Origin of the sequence: Flavobacterium poyangense, assembly GCF_011751075.1 — a bacterium.
Lineage (GTDB): Bacteria > Bacteroidota > Bacteroidia > Flavobacteriales > Flavobacteriaceae > Flavobacterium > Flavobacterium poyangense.
The window spans coordinates 26,554-45,590 of sequence record NZ_JAALLN010000001.1 but is presented as its reverse complement, the minus strand read 5'-3'; the positions used below and the strand labels follow the sequence as shown (position 1 = coordinate 45,590).

Genomic DNA, 19,037 nt, shown 5'->3' with positions numbered 1-19,037 from the left:
ATGTTATTATTTTAGGCGCAACAAAAAATTATCACGGTTCAGACCAGATGTGTGGTAGTGCCAATTTAAAGTAACAACCTCATTAATAATCTTTTTCAGTGCATTAAAATCACTTGGTTTTTTGATATAAATATTTGCTCCTTCAATAAAGGTATCTTCTATATCTTCTTCTGAAGAGGAAGTAGAATATATAGCAATAATAATATTTTTAAGATGTTCGGTTTTTTTGATTTCCCTTAAACATTCTTTACCCGTTTTTTTGGGCATATTTAAATCCAGAAATAAAATATCGGGTAAGTTGATATCGGGTGTCTTCAAATGTTCCATCAATTGAAGGCCATCGTGAACAAATGTTACATTTGTTTGAACTCTAACTTCTTCAAAGGCATCCTTAAAAAAGAGTCTGTCATCCTCATCGTCATCGGCAAGTAAAATGTGTAATGCGTTTTTCTGCATTGATTTTCGTGGTATTTAGGTTTTATTGTAAATTCTCTCTTCTCTTTTTTATAATCCTCTGAAAAGCCGATGGTGTAATTCCGGTGGTGTTTTTAAACTGCGTACTCAAGTGGGCAACACTCGAATAATTAAGTAAAAAAGCAATTTCGGTCAAACTCATTTCATTGACTAACATCAATTGTTTGGCTCTTTCTATTTTCTGTAGAATGATGAAATTTTCAATCGAAGAATAGGTTACTTCCGAAAAAACATTCGATAAATAACCATAACTATGATTTAATTTCTCTGCCAAAAAAACAGAACTCTTCAGATTGTTGTTATCATCTACGTAAACCAGTTCAATAATGGCATCTTTGATTTTCTGTACTAAAACACTTTTTTGATTCTCAACCACCTCAAGTCCAAATGGACTCAATGTGTTTTTTAGGTTTTCAAGCCCTTCAGCGTCAAGGTTTTTAGTAAGTTCGATTTCACCAAACCCCAAAGTACTAAAATCTATGTTTTGCTCGTCCAGCTTTTCTTTTAAAAAAAGGGAACAAATCGTGTTGATGTCGAACTTTATAAATAATTTCATAGGATTAAAATAGGGTTAAAGATAATTCTTTTTTTGCTTACTGTTGGCTTATAGATTAAATTAAGATTTTAAGAATTTAATGCATTGAGAAGTGATTATTTTTAACACATAAATGAAAAGTCTTTTGCACGCAGATTTTGCAGATTTATTAGGATTGTTTTTATCGAAATAACAAAACAAAAATATCTGTAACCCGAGTGATAGAGAACTGGTGAAGCAAATCTGCGTGAGAAACTTTGCGGCTCCTATGTTTGCAGAGCAATTTTTTCACGCAGATCTGGCAGATCTATTCGAAATATTTTTTATCGAAATCAGAGAACAAAAATATCGGCTTAATCTGCTAGATCTGCGTGTATAAAAAGAAACTTTGCGACTTCGCGGCTCTCTGTGGCTAGTGTAATTTTAAGAATTACAAGCAACGTACTACTTGGGAATAGTATTGTAAAAGTGCTAATTAATTATTGTTTATTTTTATAGATCAATTTCTCAGAATGTGGGATAGTTCAGGACACAGCTATTCTAAGCCTGGTATCGACGAAGAATCCAGGCCATTTTTTCGTGTTGTTGTAACAGTCCCGTAACAAAATCGGCAGAGCCCATATCCTGGTTGTCGTTTTCAAATGTCGGTATAAAAGCTCTGAATTCGGTAGCCAACTGTTCGTGGTTTTCGAGTAATTCCTGTAACATCTGTTTTTGCGAAGTATATTGTTTTGGAGATTCTTTCAAGGTCGAATTTTCTATAAATTCGTGCATAGTACCAATTGTTTTTTCTCCCAATTGACTAATGCGTTCCGCTACTTCATCGATATTAGTTTCTAGAATTCGGTATTGTTCTTCGAGTAATTTATGCAATTCCATGAAGCTGTTTCCTGAAATATTCCAGTGAAATTTTCTGGTTTTTACATATAATGTCATTTCATTAGATAAAATTGTGGCTAATATAGTTGTGCTTTTTTTTAAATTTTTTGTTGCAATGCCAATGTTCGGAATCATAATCGCTTGATTTTCGGTTTGTTCCAAATTTAACATAAAGTGTTGTTTTATTTTTTATAGAATTAGGCAAAGATGTTACAGGAATTCAATGTTTTGGTAACCTTTGAATGAATCCTTTATTGTAGTTTTGCCGCCGAATTAATCTTAAACCCCTATTTGAATGAAAAAACAATTACTTGTTCTATTTATCTTCAGCGCCTCTTTTACAGTCAAAGCCCAATCTTATTTAGGTTATTTTCATGATAATTATGCAGGTGTACAAAGTGTACTTTTTAATCCGGCTTCTATAGCTGATTCTCGTTTTAAAACAGATATTAATTTATTCTCCGTTAGCGGATCGGTTCAAAACGATTTGTATGGAGTTCGTCTTTTTGATGTTTACAAGGACGGTTATGATTTTGACAAGCAGTCAAAAATGACTGCATCTAACTCAAATAATGGTCGTGTTAATTTTGATATAATGGGACCGTCTTTTATGTTTAATATTGCTCCAAAGCATACTTTGGCTGTATTTACAAGAGCCAGATCGGTATCTAACGTAAGAAATATTAACGGATATCTTGTAGATCAGGTTAAAGACGGATTGGATGCATCCGGTAACTTTAACTTCAATGCTGGGAACCCAAATGGCGCTTCTAATTCATGGGGTGAATTAGGAATTTCGTATGCGGCAGTATTATACCAAAAGAACCAACATTTCCTAAAAGGAGGTTTAACAGCTAAGTATTTGCAAGGCGGTGTAAACGGTTATGTGCAGGGAAAAGATGTTAAAGTAGCCTATGTTGAAAACACAACTAACCCTCAGGCCGGTGTTTTGGCTTCTTCGGGAGAAATTACAATTGGAGCAAGTCAGGATTTTGAAGCCAATGAAGATTACAAATTTGATTCCGGCTCTAGAGGATTTGGTTTTGATTTTGGACTTGTTTACGAATGGAGACCGGATTACGAGCAATACGATTTGAGTAATGCAAAACCGGCAGATAATAATTTTAGAGATTTAAATAAATACAAACTTCGCTTCGGATTGTCTGTGACGGATATTGGATCTATAGATTACAGAAACGCAAAACAGGATACTTATAATGTAACCGGTATTGTAACAGAAAAGATGATCGATGATATGAGTAATCTATATGATTTTCTAAATCAAAATTATACTAAAACGTCAACTTCAAGAGGAGCAAAAACAAATTTGCCAACAGCAATTCATACTGATGTAGATTGGAATATGTACAGAAAATTCTATTTAAATCTGAATGGAGATATCAATATGGTTTCGGATAATAAACTAAATGGTTACGGAATTGCTGACCGCGTAAGTTTAACTCCTCGTTACGAAAGCAGATGGTTTAGTTTTTACATGCCAATGACCTGGATGGAATATACAGGAATGCAAGTTGGTTCCGGAATTCGCGTAGGTGTTTTCTTTATTGGTTCCGGTTCTGTAGTAAGTAATTTGATTTCTAAAGAATCTAAAGGAGCCGATTTTCATTTAGGTATGAAGATTCCGGTTTATGAGAAGAAATTTAAAGATACAGATGAAGATGGAGTGATCGATAAAGAGGATGCTTGTAGAAAAGTAGCCGGACCGGCAGAGAATAATGGTTGTCCATGGCCGGATACAGATGGCGATAAAGTTTTAGACAAAGACGATGCTTGTCCGGATGTGAAAGGTGCAGTAGAAAACAAAGGATGTCCATGGAAAGATACAGACGGTGATACTTTGTTGGATAATGTTGATGCTTGTCCAAAAGTAGCAGGCCCGGTAGAAAACAAAGGATGCCCTTGGCCGGATACTGATAAAGATGGAGTTTTAGATAAAGATGATGCTTGTATTGATGTTCCCGGTTTGGTTGAAAATAAAGGTTGCCCGGTTTTAGATGCAGATAAAGATGGTATTTCTGATAAAGAGGATGATTGTCCGTTAGTGGCAGGCCCGTTAGAAAATAAAGGTTGTCCTAAGGTTACTAAAGCGACTTTAGAGCAATTAAAAGTAGAAGCTAAATCGATCTTTTTTACAACTGGTAAAGCAACTTTAAACGATGCTAAAATGGGAGAAACATCAGGAAGATTAGACGCAATCAAAGAAATTCTGAAAAATTATCCAAATGCTAAATTTGCCATTAATGGTCATACAGATAATGTTGGAAATGCAAAAGTAAATCAGAAATTATCTGAAGCGAGAGCCAAAGTAATTATGGATCTTTTGATTAGTAAAGGAGTAAATCCGGCTAATTTGACTTCTCAGGGATTTGGATCATCCAAACCGGTAAAATCAAATAAAACGGCTTCAGGAAGAGCTGAAAACAGAAGAACGGAAATTGTTTATTTAGGCAATTTATAATCCGAATTGAATATAATACCAAAAAGCCATTCTTAATTGAGTGGCTTTTTTTATTTTTGCATACTTCTAAAAAAGAATTATTTCTTGCGAATTAGAAGGACTAAAAAAACAAGAATGACAACACAACAACTACACGAACAAATTCTTCAGAAAAAATCATTTTTATGCGTTGGATTAGATCCTGATTTAACGAAGATTCCATCTCATTTATTAGAAACCGAAGATCCTATTTTCGAATTCAATAAAGCGATAATCGATGCTACACACGATCTAACGGTAGGGTATAAGCCTAACACCGCTTTCTTTGAGGCATATGGACTAAAAGGATGGCTTTCGCTTCAAAAAACAATCGAATACATCAATACCAATTATCCAGATATTTTTACCATCGCCGATGCAAAACGTGGAGATATCGGAAATACGTCAAGCATGTATGCAAAAGCCTTTTTTGAGGATTTAAATTTTGATAGTGTGACCGTTGCACCTTACATGGGGAAGGATTCTGTTGAACCGTTTTTGGCTTTTGAGAACAAACATACCATTATGTTAGCCTTGACTTCAAATGAAGGAGCCTTCGATTTCCAGACGTTAACTACAAATGGAAAAGAGTTGTACAAACAAGTTTTAGAAACTTCTAAAACATGGAAAAACAGCGAAAACCTAATGTATGTTGTTGGCGCTACCAAAGCGGAATACTTTGCAGATATCAGAAAGATTGTTCCGGACAGTTTCTTACTTGTTCCCGGAATTGGCGCTCAGGGCGGTAGTTTATCTGAAGTTTGCAAATACGGAATGAATGATAAAATCGGTCTTCTTGTAAATTCTGCAAGAGCCATTATCTATGCTTCAAAAGGAACTGACTTTGCCGAAAAAGCAAGAGAAGAGGCCTTGAAGGTACAGCAGGAAATGGAAGAGATTATTAGAAATAAATAAGTTTTAAAAAAAGTTTCAGGTTTCAGGTTTCAAGTTGAGGAGCTTTGTGAGTTTAACCGCAAGGTTCGCAAAGTTTCTTTTTATACACGCAGATCTAGCAGATTAAGCCGATATTTTTGCTCTGCGATTCCGATAAAAACGATCTCAATAAATCTGCTAAATCTGCGTGAAAAAAATTCTACGCAAACATATAGGAGTTCACAAGAAAAAAAATTTGCGACCCTTGCGTAGCCCTTTGCGCCCCTAGCGCTTAAAAAAAACTTGAAACCTGAAACCTGAAACAAAAAAACAAAAAACCACATCTCCTTTGAAACAATTCTCCGATCAGTTAGGAACTATGCATTCTTTTGAAACGGCTCCCAAACGTATTATTTCGTTGGTTCCCTCTCAAACCGAATTATTGTATGATTTAGGTTTAGAAGAAAAAATCATCGGAATTACTAAGTTTTGTGTACATCCGTATCATTTAAAATCGACTAAAAAAGTAGTTGGGGGGACAAAAAAGATTCACTTCGAAAAAATAAAACTATTGCAACCCGATATTATCGTTTGTAATAAAGAAGAAAACACAGCAGAGATAGTAGCACAACTAAGTGAGATTTGCCCGGTTTGGGTGACAAATATTGTTACTCTGGAAGACAATTTTCAGATGATCTCCGATTTCGGTCAGCTTTTTAATTGCCGCACCGAAGCCCAAAAATGGAACAACAAATTGGCTTTTGCTTTAGACGATTTCAGGAAATACATTGAAGATATCGCAATAAAAAAAGCGGCCTATTTTATTTGGAAGAATCCTTATATGGTTGCCGGAAACGATACTTATATAAATGAATTATTAAAGCTGAATCATTTTCAGAATATTTATGAAGACAAAGGACGCTATCCCGAAATCGAACTCAAAAAAATGCGATTGGAAGGCGACCCTGATTTGGTTTTACTTTCTTCCGAGCCTTATCCTTTCAAAGAAGAAGACGCTTTCGAAATAGGACGTTTTACCCACCACGCCAAAACTGTTTTTGTCGACGGCGAAATGTTTTCCTGGCACGGAAGCCGATTGCTAAAGGCGTTCTCATACTTTAAATTGCTTCATGAACGATTAAAGAGCTAGTTAAACGAGCTCCTAAATTCTAAAGGAGAAAGTTTGGTTTTGCTTTTAAATAATTTATTAAAGGATTGCGGATATTCAAAGCCTAATTGATAAGCCGTCTCACTAACGCTAAGCGAAGTTGTGGAAAGTAATTCTTTTGCTTTTTCGATAACTTTATTATGAATGTGATGCTGTGTACTTTGCCCGGTTAAGGATCGCAACATATCGCTCAGGTAATTGGGTGAAACATTTAATTGTTCTGAGACATAAGCTACAGTTGGTAATCCCAGTTTCTGGACTTTATCATGCTCAAAATAGTCGGATAAAAGGGTTTCCAGCTTGGTTAGAAGCGTATTATTGGCACTTTTTCGCGTAAGAAACTGACGGTTGTAAAAACGGTTACAATAATTAAGGAGTAATTCTATATGCGAAATTATCACATCCTGACTGAACGCATCAATAGAAGAAAGATATTCCTGCTCTATATTTTGCATAATTCCGGTAATCATCTTTTCTTCTTTTTCAGAAAGGTGTAACGCTTCGTGAACGGCGTAGGAAAAAAAAGTAAAATTTTTAATGTTTTTGGCTAAAGCATAATTTTGAATAAAGTCCGGATGAATAACCAACATTGATCCGCTTACAAGAGTATCTTCTGAAACTTCAGTTGAAATAATCTGGTTAGGAGACATAAAGGTCATGATACCATCATCAAAATCATAATAATTTTGACCGTATTTCAATTTTCCCGTAAAACCTCTTTTAATAGAAATGGCGTAGAAGTTGTAAATTATATTTTTTAAGTTGTCATTAACGAGACAGCTCATTTTCTCCAAATTAACAAAACTCACCAAAGGATGATCCGGTTTAGGAATCCTAAGTAACTGATGTAATTCTGAAATCGAATTTATGGCTTGCGGATTGTGAATTTCTTTTTTCATAACGTCAAATTTAAAAGTAGGAAAAGCTATCGTAAAGATAACTTTTCCATTGGATATTTTTTAGACTCTTTACAAATCAACTGCTGCCATTCCGGCTTTGTCGTAACGCGCTCCGGTATTTGTTCCTAATGGGATAATACTTTCCAATCGGTTTAGTTCTTCATTGGATAAAATAATTTGTGCCGCAGCAATATTTTCTTCGAGATATTTTACACGTTTTGTACCGGGAATTGATACAAATCCTTTAGTAGAGATCCACGCTAAAGCCAACTGTGAGGCCGTAATTTCTCTTTGGTCAGCAAGGGCTTTTATTTCATTTAAGAGCACAATGTTTTTATAGAATTGTTCCCCTTGAAAACGTGGGATCGTTTTTCTGAAATCATTTTCAGGGATATCATTGGGATCTTTTATTTCGCCGGAAATAAATCCTCTTCCAAGTGGCGAATAAGCAACAAAGCCAATATTTAACTCTTCGAGTGTTTTTAGAGTTCCGGCCTCTTCAACATTTCTTTCAAAAAGAGAATATTCTGTTTGTACCGCTGTTAAGGGATGAATTTTATGTGCTTTTCGAATTGTTTCCGATGCCACCTCGGAAAGACCAATATAACCCACTTTTCCTTCTTTAACCAAATCAGACATAACACCCACAGTTTCTTCAATAGGAGTATTCGGATCCAGTCTGTGTAAATAATACAAATCAATATAATCAGTTCCTAAATTCTTAAGAGAACGTTCCACTGCCTTTCTAACGTAGTCTTTTTTACCGTTGATCTGCCAGGTAAGTTGTTCGTTGTCGTTAATTTCAAAACCAAATTTGGTAGCAATGCGGTATTGATTTCTATTGCCTTTTATCGCTTTTGCAATTAGTCTTTCATTTAATAACGGACCGTATAAATCTGCTGTATCTAAAAAATTTCCGCCTAATTCCAATGAGCGGTGTATTGTTCTTATGGATTCCGCTTCGTCAGCTTTGCCATAAATGTCATTTCCGGCAAGTTGAGTCATTCCCATGCAGCCTAAACCAATATTTGGAATAACAAGACCTTGACCTCCTAAATTCACTGTTTTTATAGTACTCATAAATTTTTGATTTAAATAGTTAGATTAAAAATTGATAAGACAAAGATCTCTCAGAGTTCCTTTTTTAAAGTAGCCGAATCTCTTGTAGTTGTATCCAAAATGAAGAAGGAATAAAAAATTCGGTTTATCCTCACTGTAAATTTTGCAGTGAAATAATAGGTATACAACCAGTTTCTTTTTTTAACCGCAAAGTTCGCAAGGAACTACGTAAGGCTCGCAAAGTCGTTTCCTTGCGTACTTTGCGAAAACTTTGCGCCCTTTGCGGTTAACTTCCACAAAGTATGTCAAGAGAATGTTTTAAAAGATGTGAGATGTAAAATGTAAGATGTGAAACGAATCAAGTACAGAAATTGGGAATGAATCAAAAAGAAGTCAGTCTGAGCGGAGTCGAAGACTAACAGTTGTAATCTCAATAAGGTTTAAGAAAAAGACAAAACCTGAAACTTGAAACCTGAAAAAATCTCGGTTTTGCGGAAAAAAAGAATGCCGGCATCTCGTAGACGCCGGCATCATTTAACTAACCAAAACCAAAATAATAAATAACCAGTTTATTACACTACAAAGATGAGACATATATGAATCTTTTGCTGTTAAGGTTTTGTTATTACTTTGTTGAACATAAGTTAAGATTTTTTAATATGCTGTTCTGAGCATTCTGTAGCGTTAAATAATTTTTAGTTATTAAAATATAATAACAATCAATTTTGTTTATGAATAACGAAAGCTTTTGTTCGTATATTTGATAAAACGTTAAATATCAGTGAAATGTGATTTTGTGAAAAAATTACCATTTAGCAAAAAAACAGGAAGCTGTCTCAAAAAAAAAGCAAAAAATGAGCGAATCAAATCAAAGTAAATGTCCTTTTCATAATGGACAAATGAAAGAAACGGCCGGATCAGGAACCTCTAACAAAGATTGGTGGCCAAATCGATTAAACGTTGATATATTGCGTCAACATTCTAGTTTGTCAAATCCGTTAGGAGAGGATTTTGACTATGCGGCAGCGTTTAAAACTTTAGATCTAAAAGAAGTCAAAAAGGATATTTTTGATTTAATGGTAAACTCGCAAGACTGGTGGCCTGCAGATTACGGTCATTACGGGCCTCTGTTTATTCGTATGGCGTGGCATAGTGCCGGTACTTATCGTATATCGGATGGTCGTGGAGGCGCAAGTTCGGGTAATCAACGATTTGCTCCGTTAAACAGTTGGCCTGATAATGGTAATTTAGATAAAGCACGTTTTTTGCTTTGGCCAATCAAACAAAAATATGGTAATAAAATCTCCTGGGCAGATTTAATGATTTTGGCAGGGAACTGCGCTTTGGAATCTATGGGGCTTAAAACATTTGGATTTGCAGGAGGAAGAGAAGATGTCTGGCAACCTGAGATTGATACCAACTGGGGGAACGAAACAACCTGGTTGGGAGATACAAGATACCGTGGAGATCGGGAACTTGATAATCCGCTTGCAGCAGTGCAAATGGGATTGATCTATGTAAATCCTGAGGGACCGAACGGAAATCCTGATCCATATGGCTCCGGTATAGATATAAGAGAAACATTTGCCCGTATGGCGATGGATGATGAAGAGACTGTAGCTCTGGTTGCAGGTGGGCACACATTCGGAAAAGCACATGGTGCCGGTGATGCTGCTTTAGTGGGAGCTGCTCCTGAAGGAGCAAGTATTGAGGAAATGGGACTGGGCTGGAAAAATAGCTTTGGTTCCGGTGTAGGAGCTGATGCCATTACAAGTGGTATTGAGGGAGCCTGGAAACCAAATCCGACTACTTGGGATAATGGTTATTTTGAAACGCTCTTCAAATACGATTGGATATTAACAAAAAGCCCTGCCGGAGCACATCAATGGACACCGTCTGATGAGAGTGCTGCTACTACGGTAGAAGATGCTCACGATCCGAACAAACGTCACGCTCCAATGATGACGACAGCCGATCTGGCCTTAAAATTAGATCCCGTTTATGAGCCAATCTCAAGATATTATTTTGAAAATTTTGACAAATTTGGTGATGCATTTGCCAGAGCATGGTTTAAATTGACACATAGAGATATGGGGCCTGTTGCCCGTTACTTAGGACCTGAAGTGCCTACTGAAGTACTAATTTGGCAAGACCCGATTCCGGCGGCTAAAAGCGAATTAAATGATAGTGATATAACTGCATTGAAAGATAAAATCCGCTCAAGCGGACTTTCAATATCGCAATTAGTTGCTACCGCCTGGGCTTCTGCTTCTACATTCCGTGGTTCGGACAAACGCGGAGGTGCTAATGGAGCACGTATCCGTTTTGAGCCTCAAATCAATTGGGAAGTCAATAATCCGGAGCAATTAAAAAAGGTATTGGCTGTTTTAGAAGGAATACAAAACGAATTCGCGAGTTCAGGAAAAGAGGTTTCTTTGGCTGATTTAATTGTATTGGGAGGTTCCGTTGCAGTCGAAAAAGCGGTTGGTAATGCCGGATTTAATATAGAAGTTCCGTTTACACCTGGTAGAGGAGATGCTACTTTAGAACAAACAGATGTGCATTCGTTTAAGGCATTAGAGCCAAAAGCAGACGGATTCCGAAACTATAAAAATGCAAATTGCAATTCGATTACCGAAGAATTGTTATTGGACAGAGCGCAACTATTAACTTTAACAGCACCTGAAATGACTGTGCTAGTTGGTGGTCTGAGAGTTCTGGATACTAATTATGATGGAGCTAAAAAAGGTGTTTTCTCAAAAAATATAGAGACATTAAGCAATGATTTCTTCGTTAACTTATTAGATCTGACTACGACCTGGAAAGCGACAGACGAAACCGGAGAAACATTTGAAGGACGCAATCGTGCCACCGGAGAAACAAAATGGATCGCATCCCGAGCTGATCTTATCTTTGGTTCCAATTCAGAACTCCGCGCTATAGCTGAAGTGTACGGTTCCGGCGATGCTAAAGAAAAATTTGTTAAAGATTTCGTTGCTGCCTGGACTAAGGTGATGAATTTGGATCGATTTGATTTAGTTAAGTAGGTTAAAAAAAAATAACAAACCCGACAGGTTTTAAAAACCTGTCGGGTTTAATTTTTTTTATAAATACGACGGTTAAACAACGTTAAGAAAACACAACCGTTTTATTACTATAAACCATCGTTTTGCGTTCTGCATGAAGTTTAATAGCACGGGCAAGAACAATTCGTTCGAGATCACGTCCTTTCATGATAAAATCTTCTACCGAATGAATATGAGAAACAGGCGTAATATCCTGTTCTATAATCGGACCTTCGTCTAATTCCTCTGTTACATAATGACTTGTGGCTCCAATAATTTTTACACCACGTTTAAAAGCGGAGTGATAAGGTTTTGCCCCCGGAAAAGCTGGTAAAAACGAATGGTGAATATTGATTATTTTATTTTCGTAAAGCGAAATCAGTTTAGGTGTAATGATCTGCATATAACGAGCCAAAACAATAAAGTTGATTTGATATTTGTTTAACAGTTCAATTTGTTTTGCTTCTCCTTCTTCCTTATTGTCTTTTGTAAATGGCACACAATGAAACGGAATATCAAAACGCTCTGCGATAGATCGTAAATCATTATGGTTGCTTATAATTACAGGAATTTCAACATTTAATTCATCTGCACTGTAACGTCCCAAAATATCAAACAGACAGTGATCGTATTTGGATACAAAGAGTGCCATTCTGGGCTTTTGTTCCTGATTGTACAGGTCCCAGGACATTTGGAAATCGGTCGCAATAGTTTGATGAAATTCTTCTTTTATTGCTTCAATGCTGGTATGGTGATTTGCGAATTCACATTCCAGACGCATAAAAAAAACATTTTGTTCCACGTCAACATGTTGATCAATATAGATAATATTTCCATCTACTTTTGCGATAAAAGTAGTAACTGCGGCGATAATTCCTTTTTGGTCTTTGCAGTGAATCAGAATGGTTATTTTTTGCATTTTTTTTGGGTTGTTTTTTGGTTGAGAAGGTTTTTTAACCGCAAAGGGCACAAAGATTTACGCAAAGTGCACAACGGTTTCTTATTTTGAATTGCATCCTTTGTGGTTAAATAAAATTACTTTTTATCCTGAATGGCAAAAACGCTTTTCAATAGAGGGGTTGTTCTTGCACTGATATTGGCGCGAATATCTTTTTCTTCTACAGCAATCATTTTAAAAACACCTGCAAGAGCTTGATTTGTTGTGTAATCAGTCAAGTCAGGGTTTACTTTTTTTACCAGTGGAAGTGTATTGTATTTGTTGATAATTTGTGTCCAAATACCGTCAGCACCCACTTTTTCAAAAGAGTTTTTAATAACTGGATTAAATTTACTGTATAAAGATTTTGTAGTACTGTTTTGCAGGTAAGTTGTTGCAGCACTTTCGTTACCCAGCAGTATGTTTTTAGCATCCGTAATCGACATGTTTTTTACCGCTGAAACAAATATAGGAGTAGCTTCTTTAACGGCATCCTCTGCAGCACGATTCAGCACTTTAACACCTTCATCGGCAAGAGAGCCTAAGCCAAATCTGCGTAAAGTAGCATCTACTTTTCGAAGTTCTTCGGGCATTAAAATTTTTACGGCTTCATTTTTATAAAAACCATCAACAGCAGTTAATTTACTTACCTGCTCCGTAATTCCTTTGTTAAGGGCTTCTTTTAAACCGGAAGCAATATTAACACCTCCAAGTCCGGAGATTTTTGAGGATAATTGTGATAATTTATCTTGATTTTGTTGCACTTGCGCAAATGAGGTAAAAGAAAGTGTCAACAGTAAAAAGGTAATCTTTTTCATTAAATTGTAATTTTTATAAGTTTCAAAAATACTACTTATTCAAAAATAAAGCCACAATTTTATTTTGACAGCAGAAACAATTTGTTTTAGAATTAACAATAATCTGTTGGTTGTGTTTTTTTAACACAGGGTTAACTCAAGTTGCTAGTTGTAAAATGTATACTGTAAAATGTATACTGTAAAATGTAAAACGTATGATGTATAGTGTAAAATGCGAAAAGGAATAAGTTTTGTTTAATTGATTATTATCTCACATTGTACGAACATATAATTGTGTCAGATCACTAAAATGCAGCATTTGCCTTTTCAGACTAGCATTTTACATTTTACAGTACACATTTTACAACTAAGTAACTAGTAACTTGAATTAATTATGTAAAAAAAGAGAACTATCCATTTTTTTGAATAGTTCTCCCGGTTAAAATTTAAGTCGTATTGTATTTTTTTTAGTTAAGAGCCAGTGACTCCTGATACATAATTTTATTCAAATCGTCATCTCTGTCATAAACATCCCGAAAAAAGCTTACTTCGCCGGATTCATTTACCCATGCAGTAAAATAACAGATGTAAATTGGTATTTTATTGGCTAATCTAAAAGTCGTTTCTTCTTTTCCTTCCATTGCTTTGTTTATTCTGTCAATAGTCCATTCCGGATAATCTTTAAGCATGGCAATGGCTAAGTTTTTGGCTTCTTTTACATTGATACAACCGTGGCTGAAAGTCCTTTTTTCAAAGTCAAATAAAGTTTTCGCCGGTGTGTCGTGCATATAAATATCTTCCGGATTTGGGAAAATAAATTTCACCAATCCCAGGGAGTTTTCGGGACCCGGTTTTTGTCTTACCTGACCGTTTACGATTTCCATATTATGTTCAGCGAGATAGTTTTTATCGGCTGCTATTTTTGATTTCAATTCGTTATCTACAATACTTTGTGGGACAGTCCAATATGGGCTGAAAACAATTTTATCTATGTTACCGCTAAATATGGTTGTTTTAGTGAATGTTGAACCCACAAAAACACGTGATGCCAACTCTGTTTTACCATTTTTTGCATACACCAATTCAAAAGAAGGTACATTAACCATTACATATTCGTTGTCTTTTACCAATTTTGGAGAAATCCAACGACAGCGTTCCATATTAACCGTTAGTACTTTGATTTTATCAGCGATAGGGGTATTCATGTCTTTAATGTGCTCTTCGGCTAAAATGTAGTTGGGTTTAAAACCGTTTCTTAGTTTGTATTTCATAACGGCATCCATAAGTTCTCTGTCGTAAACATTACTTTTAGAATCTTTTTTCAAATCTCCCATTACTACTAATCTTGTTCTGACCTGTGCAATTGTATTTGAAACCGCATCAGGACGTAAATCTTTATAGGGAGTTTCTGTTTCAATTGGTGTCCATGTTCCGTCTTTTTCGATCTGTCTGTATTTTTCTAAAGCGCCTTGCAGTTTATAGTACTGATCAAAAAGCAGTTCCTCATTTTTATCCAATAAAGTTGGATTAACGATAAGAGAATCCAGTAAAGTACCATAAGATAGCTGTTTTTTAGGTAAAAGCCAGCCTGTTTTTTTTACGGTTTCAGCGTCTAAACCTTCATAAACCTGGCTCATATAAATAATATAGGCGGTGCTTAACAATAAATCAGAATCGGATTTTGAAGGTCTTTCTGTGGCTTTTTTGCTGAAGATTTTATCAATTTCATTTTCATAAGGAATTTCAATTTCTAATCCTTCTTCATGTGTCAATTTTAGTTTTTGGTGTAACAACTGACCAAATTCATTGATTTTATTGTCTTCAAACCAAATTGATTCGTAAGATCTGTTTTTGTATAAAGCAGCAACTTTGTTTTGGTACTTTTTTAAATCGGTATATTTTTTAAAAAAGTCATTTAGTATTTCTGTATCTACTAATGGATCAGAATGACTTGAAACGTCAGAATGAATATCCTGTGATTTGGTATTTTCTGTGCGGTCATTTTTTTTCAAATCAAAGGAAGAAGTTAGTAAACCAGTGAAAAGAATAATGGCGAAAAGATATAAAGTTTTCATTGCATTAAATTTTTACGTTAGTACTTAAGATTGAAAGTCGTGGGTAAAAATTTGGGGTTTTTCTACACTACTAAATTATGTATTGTGTTGTTTTTCAGGTTATTGTATTTCTTTTAAATGTTTCGAAATTACCATGTTAAGTAGGTTTATATACCATAGATACGGGACGAGTTTAAATTGTTACCCCATGATTTAAAAAAAATGATTTTTTTTGTTAACATAAAGCTATCATGGTGATCAATTATTAAAATAATTTGTAAATTGCTCCCTTAAAATTATCATATTCATAAAATGGAACAACAAATACCATATAATCCTAAAAATAAAGTAAGAATTGTAACGGCTGCTTCACTTTTTGACGGACATGACGCCGCAATCAACATTATGCGACGTATTATTCAGTCAACAGGTGTTGAGGTAATTCATTTAGGTCATGACCGAAGTGTTGAAGAAGTGGTAAACACCGCAATTCAGGAAGACGCTAATGCTATTGCAATGACTTCTTATCAGGGAGGACATAATGAATATTTTAAATATATGTATGATTTGCTTCGCGAAAAAGGAGCAGGACATATTAAGATTTTTGGCGGAGGCGGAGGTGTAATTTTGCCAAGCGAAATTTCAGAATTACATGAATACGGAATTACACGAATCTACGCACCGGATGATGGCCGTTCTTTGGGATTACAAGGAATGATCAATGATTTGGTGACCCAATCCGATTTTCCTATTGGAGATAAACTAAACGGAGAAATTGATCATATTGAAAGTAAAAATCCAACCGCTATTGCGCGTCTGATTTCTGCAGCAGAAAATTTCCCTGAAATAGCAAAACCGGTTTTTGATCAGATTCATCAGAGTAATACCGATTCTAAGATTCCGGTTTTAGGGATCACCGGAACGGGTGGAGCAGGTAAATCATCATTAGTAGACGAATTAGTACGTCGTTTTTTAATTGATTTCCCGGAGAAAACAATCGGATTAATATCGGTTGACCCTTCAAAGAGAAAAACAGGAGGAGCACTTTTAGGAGACAGAATCCGTATGAACGCGATCAATAATCCTCGTGTTTATATGCGTTCGCTGGCGACACGTCAGTCGAATTTGGCTTTGTCTAAATATGTTGCCGAAGCAATTCAGGTTTTAAAAGCGGCTAAATACGATCTGATCATTCTGGAAACTTCGGGAATCGGACAATCCGATACCGAAATTATGGATCATTCGGATGTTTCTTTATATGTAATGACGCCAGAATTTGGTGCTGCAACGCAATTGGAGAAAATCGATATGCTTGATTTTGCAGATTTGGTTGCTTTGAATAAATTTGATAAAAGGGGTGCTCTGGATGCAATTCGTGATGTAAAAAAACAGTACCAGCGCAATCATAATCTTTGGGATAAAAATCCTGATGAGATGCCTGTTTTCGGAACAATTGCTTCGCAGTTTAATGATCCCGGAATGAATACGCTTTACAAAGCGATCATGGATAAAATAGTCGAAAAAACAGCTTCTGATTTGAGATCGACTTTTGAGATTACCAAAGAAATGAGCGAGAAAATCTTTGTAATTCCGCCTCACAGAACCCGTTATTTATCTGAAATTGCAGAGAGCAACAGAGGTTATGATGAAATAGCGCTTTCACAACAAAAAGTGGCGCAAAAATTATACGGAATTTATAAAACGCTGGAGACGGTTTCCGGAAAAGTTCCACAAATTACTAAAGCAGGAATTGAGGACAGTTCGGTGTTACCGGCAGGAATTGCAGAACACGATGAAAATCGCATTTTCCTGAATCTTTTACTCAATCAATTTGATAAAGTAAAAATGGATTTAGATCCGTACAATTGGGAGATTATCCTGAATTGGGATGAGAAAGTAAACAAATACAAAAATCCGGTGTATTCGTTTAAAGTTCGTGATAAAGAAATCAAGATCGCAACACATACGGAGAGTTTATCGCATTTACAAATTCCAAAAATTGCTTTGCCTAAGTACGAAGCCTGGGGCGATATTTTGCGTTGGAGTTTGCAGGAAAATGTTCCGGGAGAATTTCCTTTTGCATCAGGATTGTATCCGTTTAAACGTGAAGGCGAGGATCCGTCAAGAATGTTTGCAGGTGAAGGTGGACCGGAAAGAACCAATAAACGTTTTCATTATGTAAGTGCCGGATTGCCTGCCAAAAGGCTTTCCACTGCATTTGATAGTGTTACTTTGTATGGAAACGACCCGGATTTACGTCCGGATATTTACGGAAAAATTGGTAATGCAGGAGTTTCGATCTGTTGTTTAGACGATGCCAAAAAATTGTATTCCGGTTTTGATTTGGTTCATGCACTGACCTCGGTAAGTATGACTATCAATGGGCCGGCACCAATGTTGTTAGGCTTTTTTATGAATGCGGCGATTGATCAACAATGTGAGCACTATATTAAAGCCAATGGTTTAGAAAAAGAAGTTGAGGCAAAAATCAACAAAATATATGCAGGAAAAGGAGTAGAGCGTCCAAAATACCAAGGCGATTTGCCGGAAGGGAACGATGGTTTAGGCTTAATGCTTTTGGGTGTTACCGGAGATCAGGTTTTGCCTTTGGAAGTCTACAACGAAATTAAAGTTAAAACATTATCACAAGTTCGTGGAACGGTTCAGGCCGATATTCTAAAAGAAGATCAGGCGCAAAATACCTGTATTTTCTCGACTGAATTTGCCTTGCGATTAATGGGTGACGTTCAGGAATATTTTATTACCAAAAACGTTCGTAATTTTTATTCGGTATCTATTTCAGGTTATCATATTGCAGAGGCAGGAGCAAACCCGATTACGCAATTGGCTTTTACGCTTTCTAATGGTTTCACTTACGTGGAATATTATTTGAGCCGTGGAATGAACATCAACGATTTCGGACCTAATTTATCATTCTTTTTCTCTAACGGAGTAGATCCTGAGTATGCCGTAATTGGTCGTGTGGCGCGTAAAATATGGGCAAAAGCCATGAAAAACAAATACGGAGCCAACGAAAGAGCACAGATGTTGAAATACCATATTCAAACTTCGGGACGTTCGTTACACGCTCAGGAAATTGATTTCAATGATATCCGTACCACATTACAGGCTTTATATGCTATTTATGACAACTGTAATTCATTGCATACCAATGCTTACGATGAAGCAATTACAACACCAACAGAAGAATCTGTTCGTCGTGCAATGGCTATTCAGCTGATTATTAATAAAGAGTTAGGTTTAGCGAAAAACGAAAACCCGATACAAGGTTCTTTTATTATCGAAGAACTAACTGATTTAGTAGAAGCTGCCGTTTTACAGGAATTTGATCGTATCACAGAAAGAGGTGGTGTTTTAGGTGCTATGGAAACGATGTACCAACGTTCTAAAATTCAGGAAGAAAGTTTGTATTACGAGACTTTAAAACACAATGGCGATTTCCCAATTGTGGGGGTTAATACTTTCTTGAGTTCAAAGGGTTCACCAACCGTAATTCCGGCAGAAGTTATCCGTGCCACCGAGGAAGAAAAACAATATCAGATTACGATGTTAGATAATCTGCACCAATTTCACGAAGCAAAAGTAAACGAACATTTGAGTAAACTTCAGGAAGCAGCTATTAAAAACGAAAATTTATTCGATCATTTAATGGAAGCTACAAAGGTTTGTTCGTTAGGTCAGATTACTTCGGCATTGTTTGAAGTGGGAGGGCAGTATAGAAGGAATATGTAAATTTTTTAAATTTTTAATATTGGAAAACCTCTCAGAAATGAGAGGTT

General features: G+C 36.0%; 13 protein-coding genes. 5 read left to right on the top strand and 8 right to left on the bottom strand.

The window, feature by feature from the left end; genetic code table 11:
- Nucleotides 1–6: 6 nt before the first annotated feature.
- The 3 genes from G3A47_RS00200 to G3A47_RS00190 form a co-directional block, all read right to left on the bottom strand.
- Nucleotides 7–456 (bottom strand): response regulator, encoded by a 450-nt coding sequence (locus G3A47_RS00200; protein ID WP_166919301.1) that lies wholly within the window; start codon nucleotides 454–456, stop codon nucleotides 7–9.
- A gap of 22 nt (nucleotides 457–478) precedes the next feature.
- Entirely contained in the window at nucleotides 479–1,030 is a 552-nt protein-coding gene (locus G3A47_RS00195; RefSeq protein WP_166919299.1) for a helix-turn-helix domain-containing protein, read from the bottom strand.
- A 519-nt stretch (nucleotides 1,031–1,549) separates the two neighbouring features.
- Nucleotides 1,550–2,059, bottom strand: coding sequence for a Dps family protein (locus tag G3A47_RS00190; RefSeq protein WP_243860358.1), 510 nt, complete (start codon nucleotides 2,057–2,059; stop codon nucleotides 1,550–1,552).
- A 124-nt stretch (nucleotides 2,060–2,183) separates the two neighbouring features.
- Between G3A47_RS00190 and G3A47_RS00185 the strand changes: the two genes are divergently transcribed.
- From G3A47_RS00185 to G3A47_RS00175, 3 genes are all read left to right on the top strand, one after another.
- Nucleotides 2,184–4,367, top strand: a complete 2,184-nt coding sequence (locus tag G3A47_RS00185; RefSeq protein WP_166919297.1) for a DUF5723 family protein — start codon at nucleotides 2,184–2,186, stop codon at nucleotides 4,365–4,367.
- A gap of 114 nt (nucleotides 4,368–4,481) precedes the next feature.
- A complete protein-coding gene (gene pyrF, locus G3A47_RS00180) occupies nucleotides 4,482–5,300 on the top strand; it encodes an orotidine-5'-phosphate decarboxylase (protein WP_166919296.1) in 819 nt (272 codons plus the stop codon).
- A 307-nt stretch (nucleotides 5,301–5,607) separates the two neighbouring features.
- A complete protein-coding gene (locus G3A47_RS00175) occupies nucleotides 5,608–6,408 on the top strand; it encodes an ABC transporter substrate-binding protein (protein WP_166919294.1) in 801 nt (266 codons plus the stop codon).
- Here the strand turns inward: G3A47_RS00175 and G3A47_RS00170 are convergent.
- Together G3A47_RS00170 and G3A47_RS00165 are read right to left on the bottom strand one after the other, a co-directional pair.
- On the bottom strand, nucleotides 6,405–7,325 hold the full coding sequence (locus G3A47_RS00170; protein ID WP_166919292.1) for a helix-turn-helix domain-containing protein: 921 nt from the start codon (nucleotides 7,323–7,325) through the stop codon (nucleotides 6,405–6,407). The two genes, G3A47_RS00175 and G3A47_RS00170, sit on opposite strands and share 4 nt — an antisense overlap.
- A 69-nt stretch (nucleotides 7,326–7,394) precedes the next feature.
- Entirely contained in the window at nucleotides 7,395–8,405 is a 1,011-nt protein-coding gene (locus G3A47_RS00165; RefSeq protein WP_166919290.1) for an aldo/keto reductase, read from the bottom strand.
- Nucleotides 8,406–9,238: 833 nt separating this feature from the next.
- On the opposite strand from G3A47_RS00165, the gene katG reads away from it, so the two are divergent.
- A complete protein-coding gene (gene katG, locus G3A47_RS00160) occupies nucleotides 9,239–11,431 on the top strand; it encodes a catalase/peroxidase HPI (protein WP_166919289.1) in 2,193 nt (730 codons plus the stop codon).
- Nucleotides 11,432–11,513: 82 nt separating this feature from the next.
- Here katG and purU read toward each other — a convergent pair whose 3' ends face one another.
- The 3 genes from purU to G3A47_RS00145 form a co-directional block, all read right to left on the bottom strand.
- Nucleotides 11,514–12,368, bottom strand: a complete 855-nt coding sequence (gene purU, locus G3A47_RS00155) for a formyltetrahydrofolate deformylase (protein ID WP_166919287.1) — start codon at nucleotides 12,366–12,368, stop codon at nucleotides 11,514–11,516.
- Between the two features lie 116 nt (nucleotides 12,369–12,484).
- Nucleotides 12,485–13,204: a DUF4197 domain-containing protein gene (locus G3A47_RS00150; RefSeq protein ID WP_166919285.1), complete on the bottom strand. Its 720-nt coding sequence runs from the start codon at nucleotides 13,202–13,204 to the stop codon at nucleotides 12,485–12,487.
- Nucleotides 13,205–13,650: 446 nt separating this feature from the next.
- Nucleotides 13,651–15,258, bottom strand: a complete 1,608-nt coding sequence (locus G3A47_RS00145) for a L,D-transpeptidase family protein (protein ID WP_166919283.1) — start codon at nucleotides 15,256–15,258, stop codon at nucleotides 13,651–13,653.
- 291 nt (nucleotides 15,259–15,549) lie between these two features.
- Here G3A47_RS00145 and G3A47_RS00140 point away from each other — a divergent pair, with 291 nt between their 5' ends.
- Entirely contained in the window at nucleotides 15,550–18,990 is a 3,441-nt protein-coding gene (locus G3A47_RS00140) for a methylmalonyl-CoA mutase family protein (RefSeq protein ID WP_166919281.1), read from the top strand.
- Nucleotides 18,991–19,037: the final 47 nt, after the last annotated feature.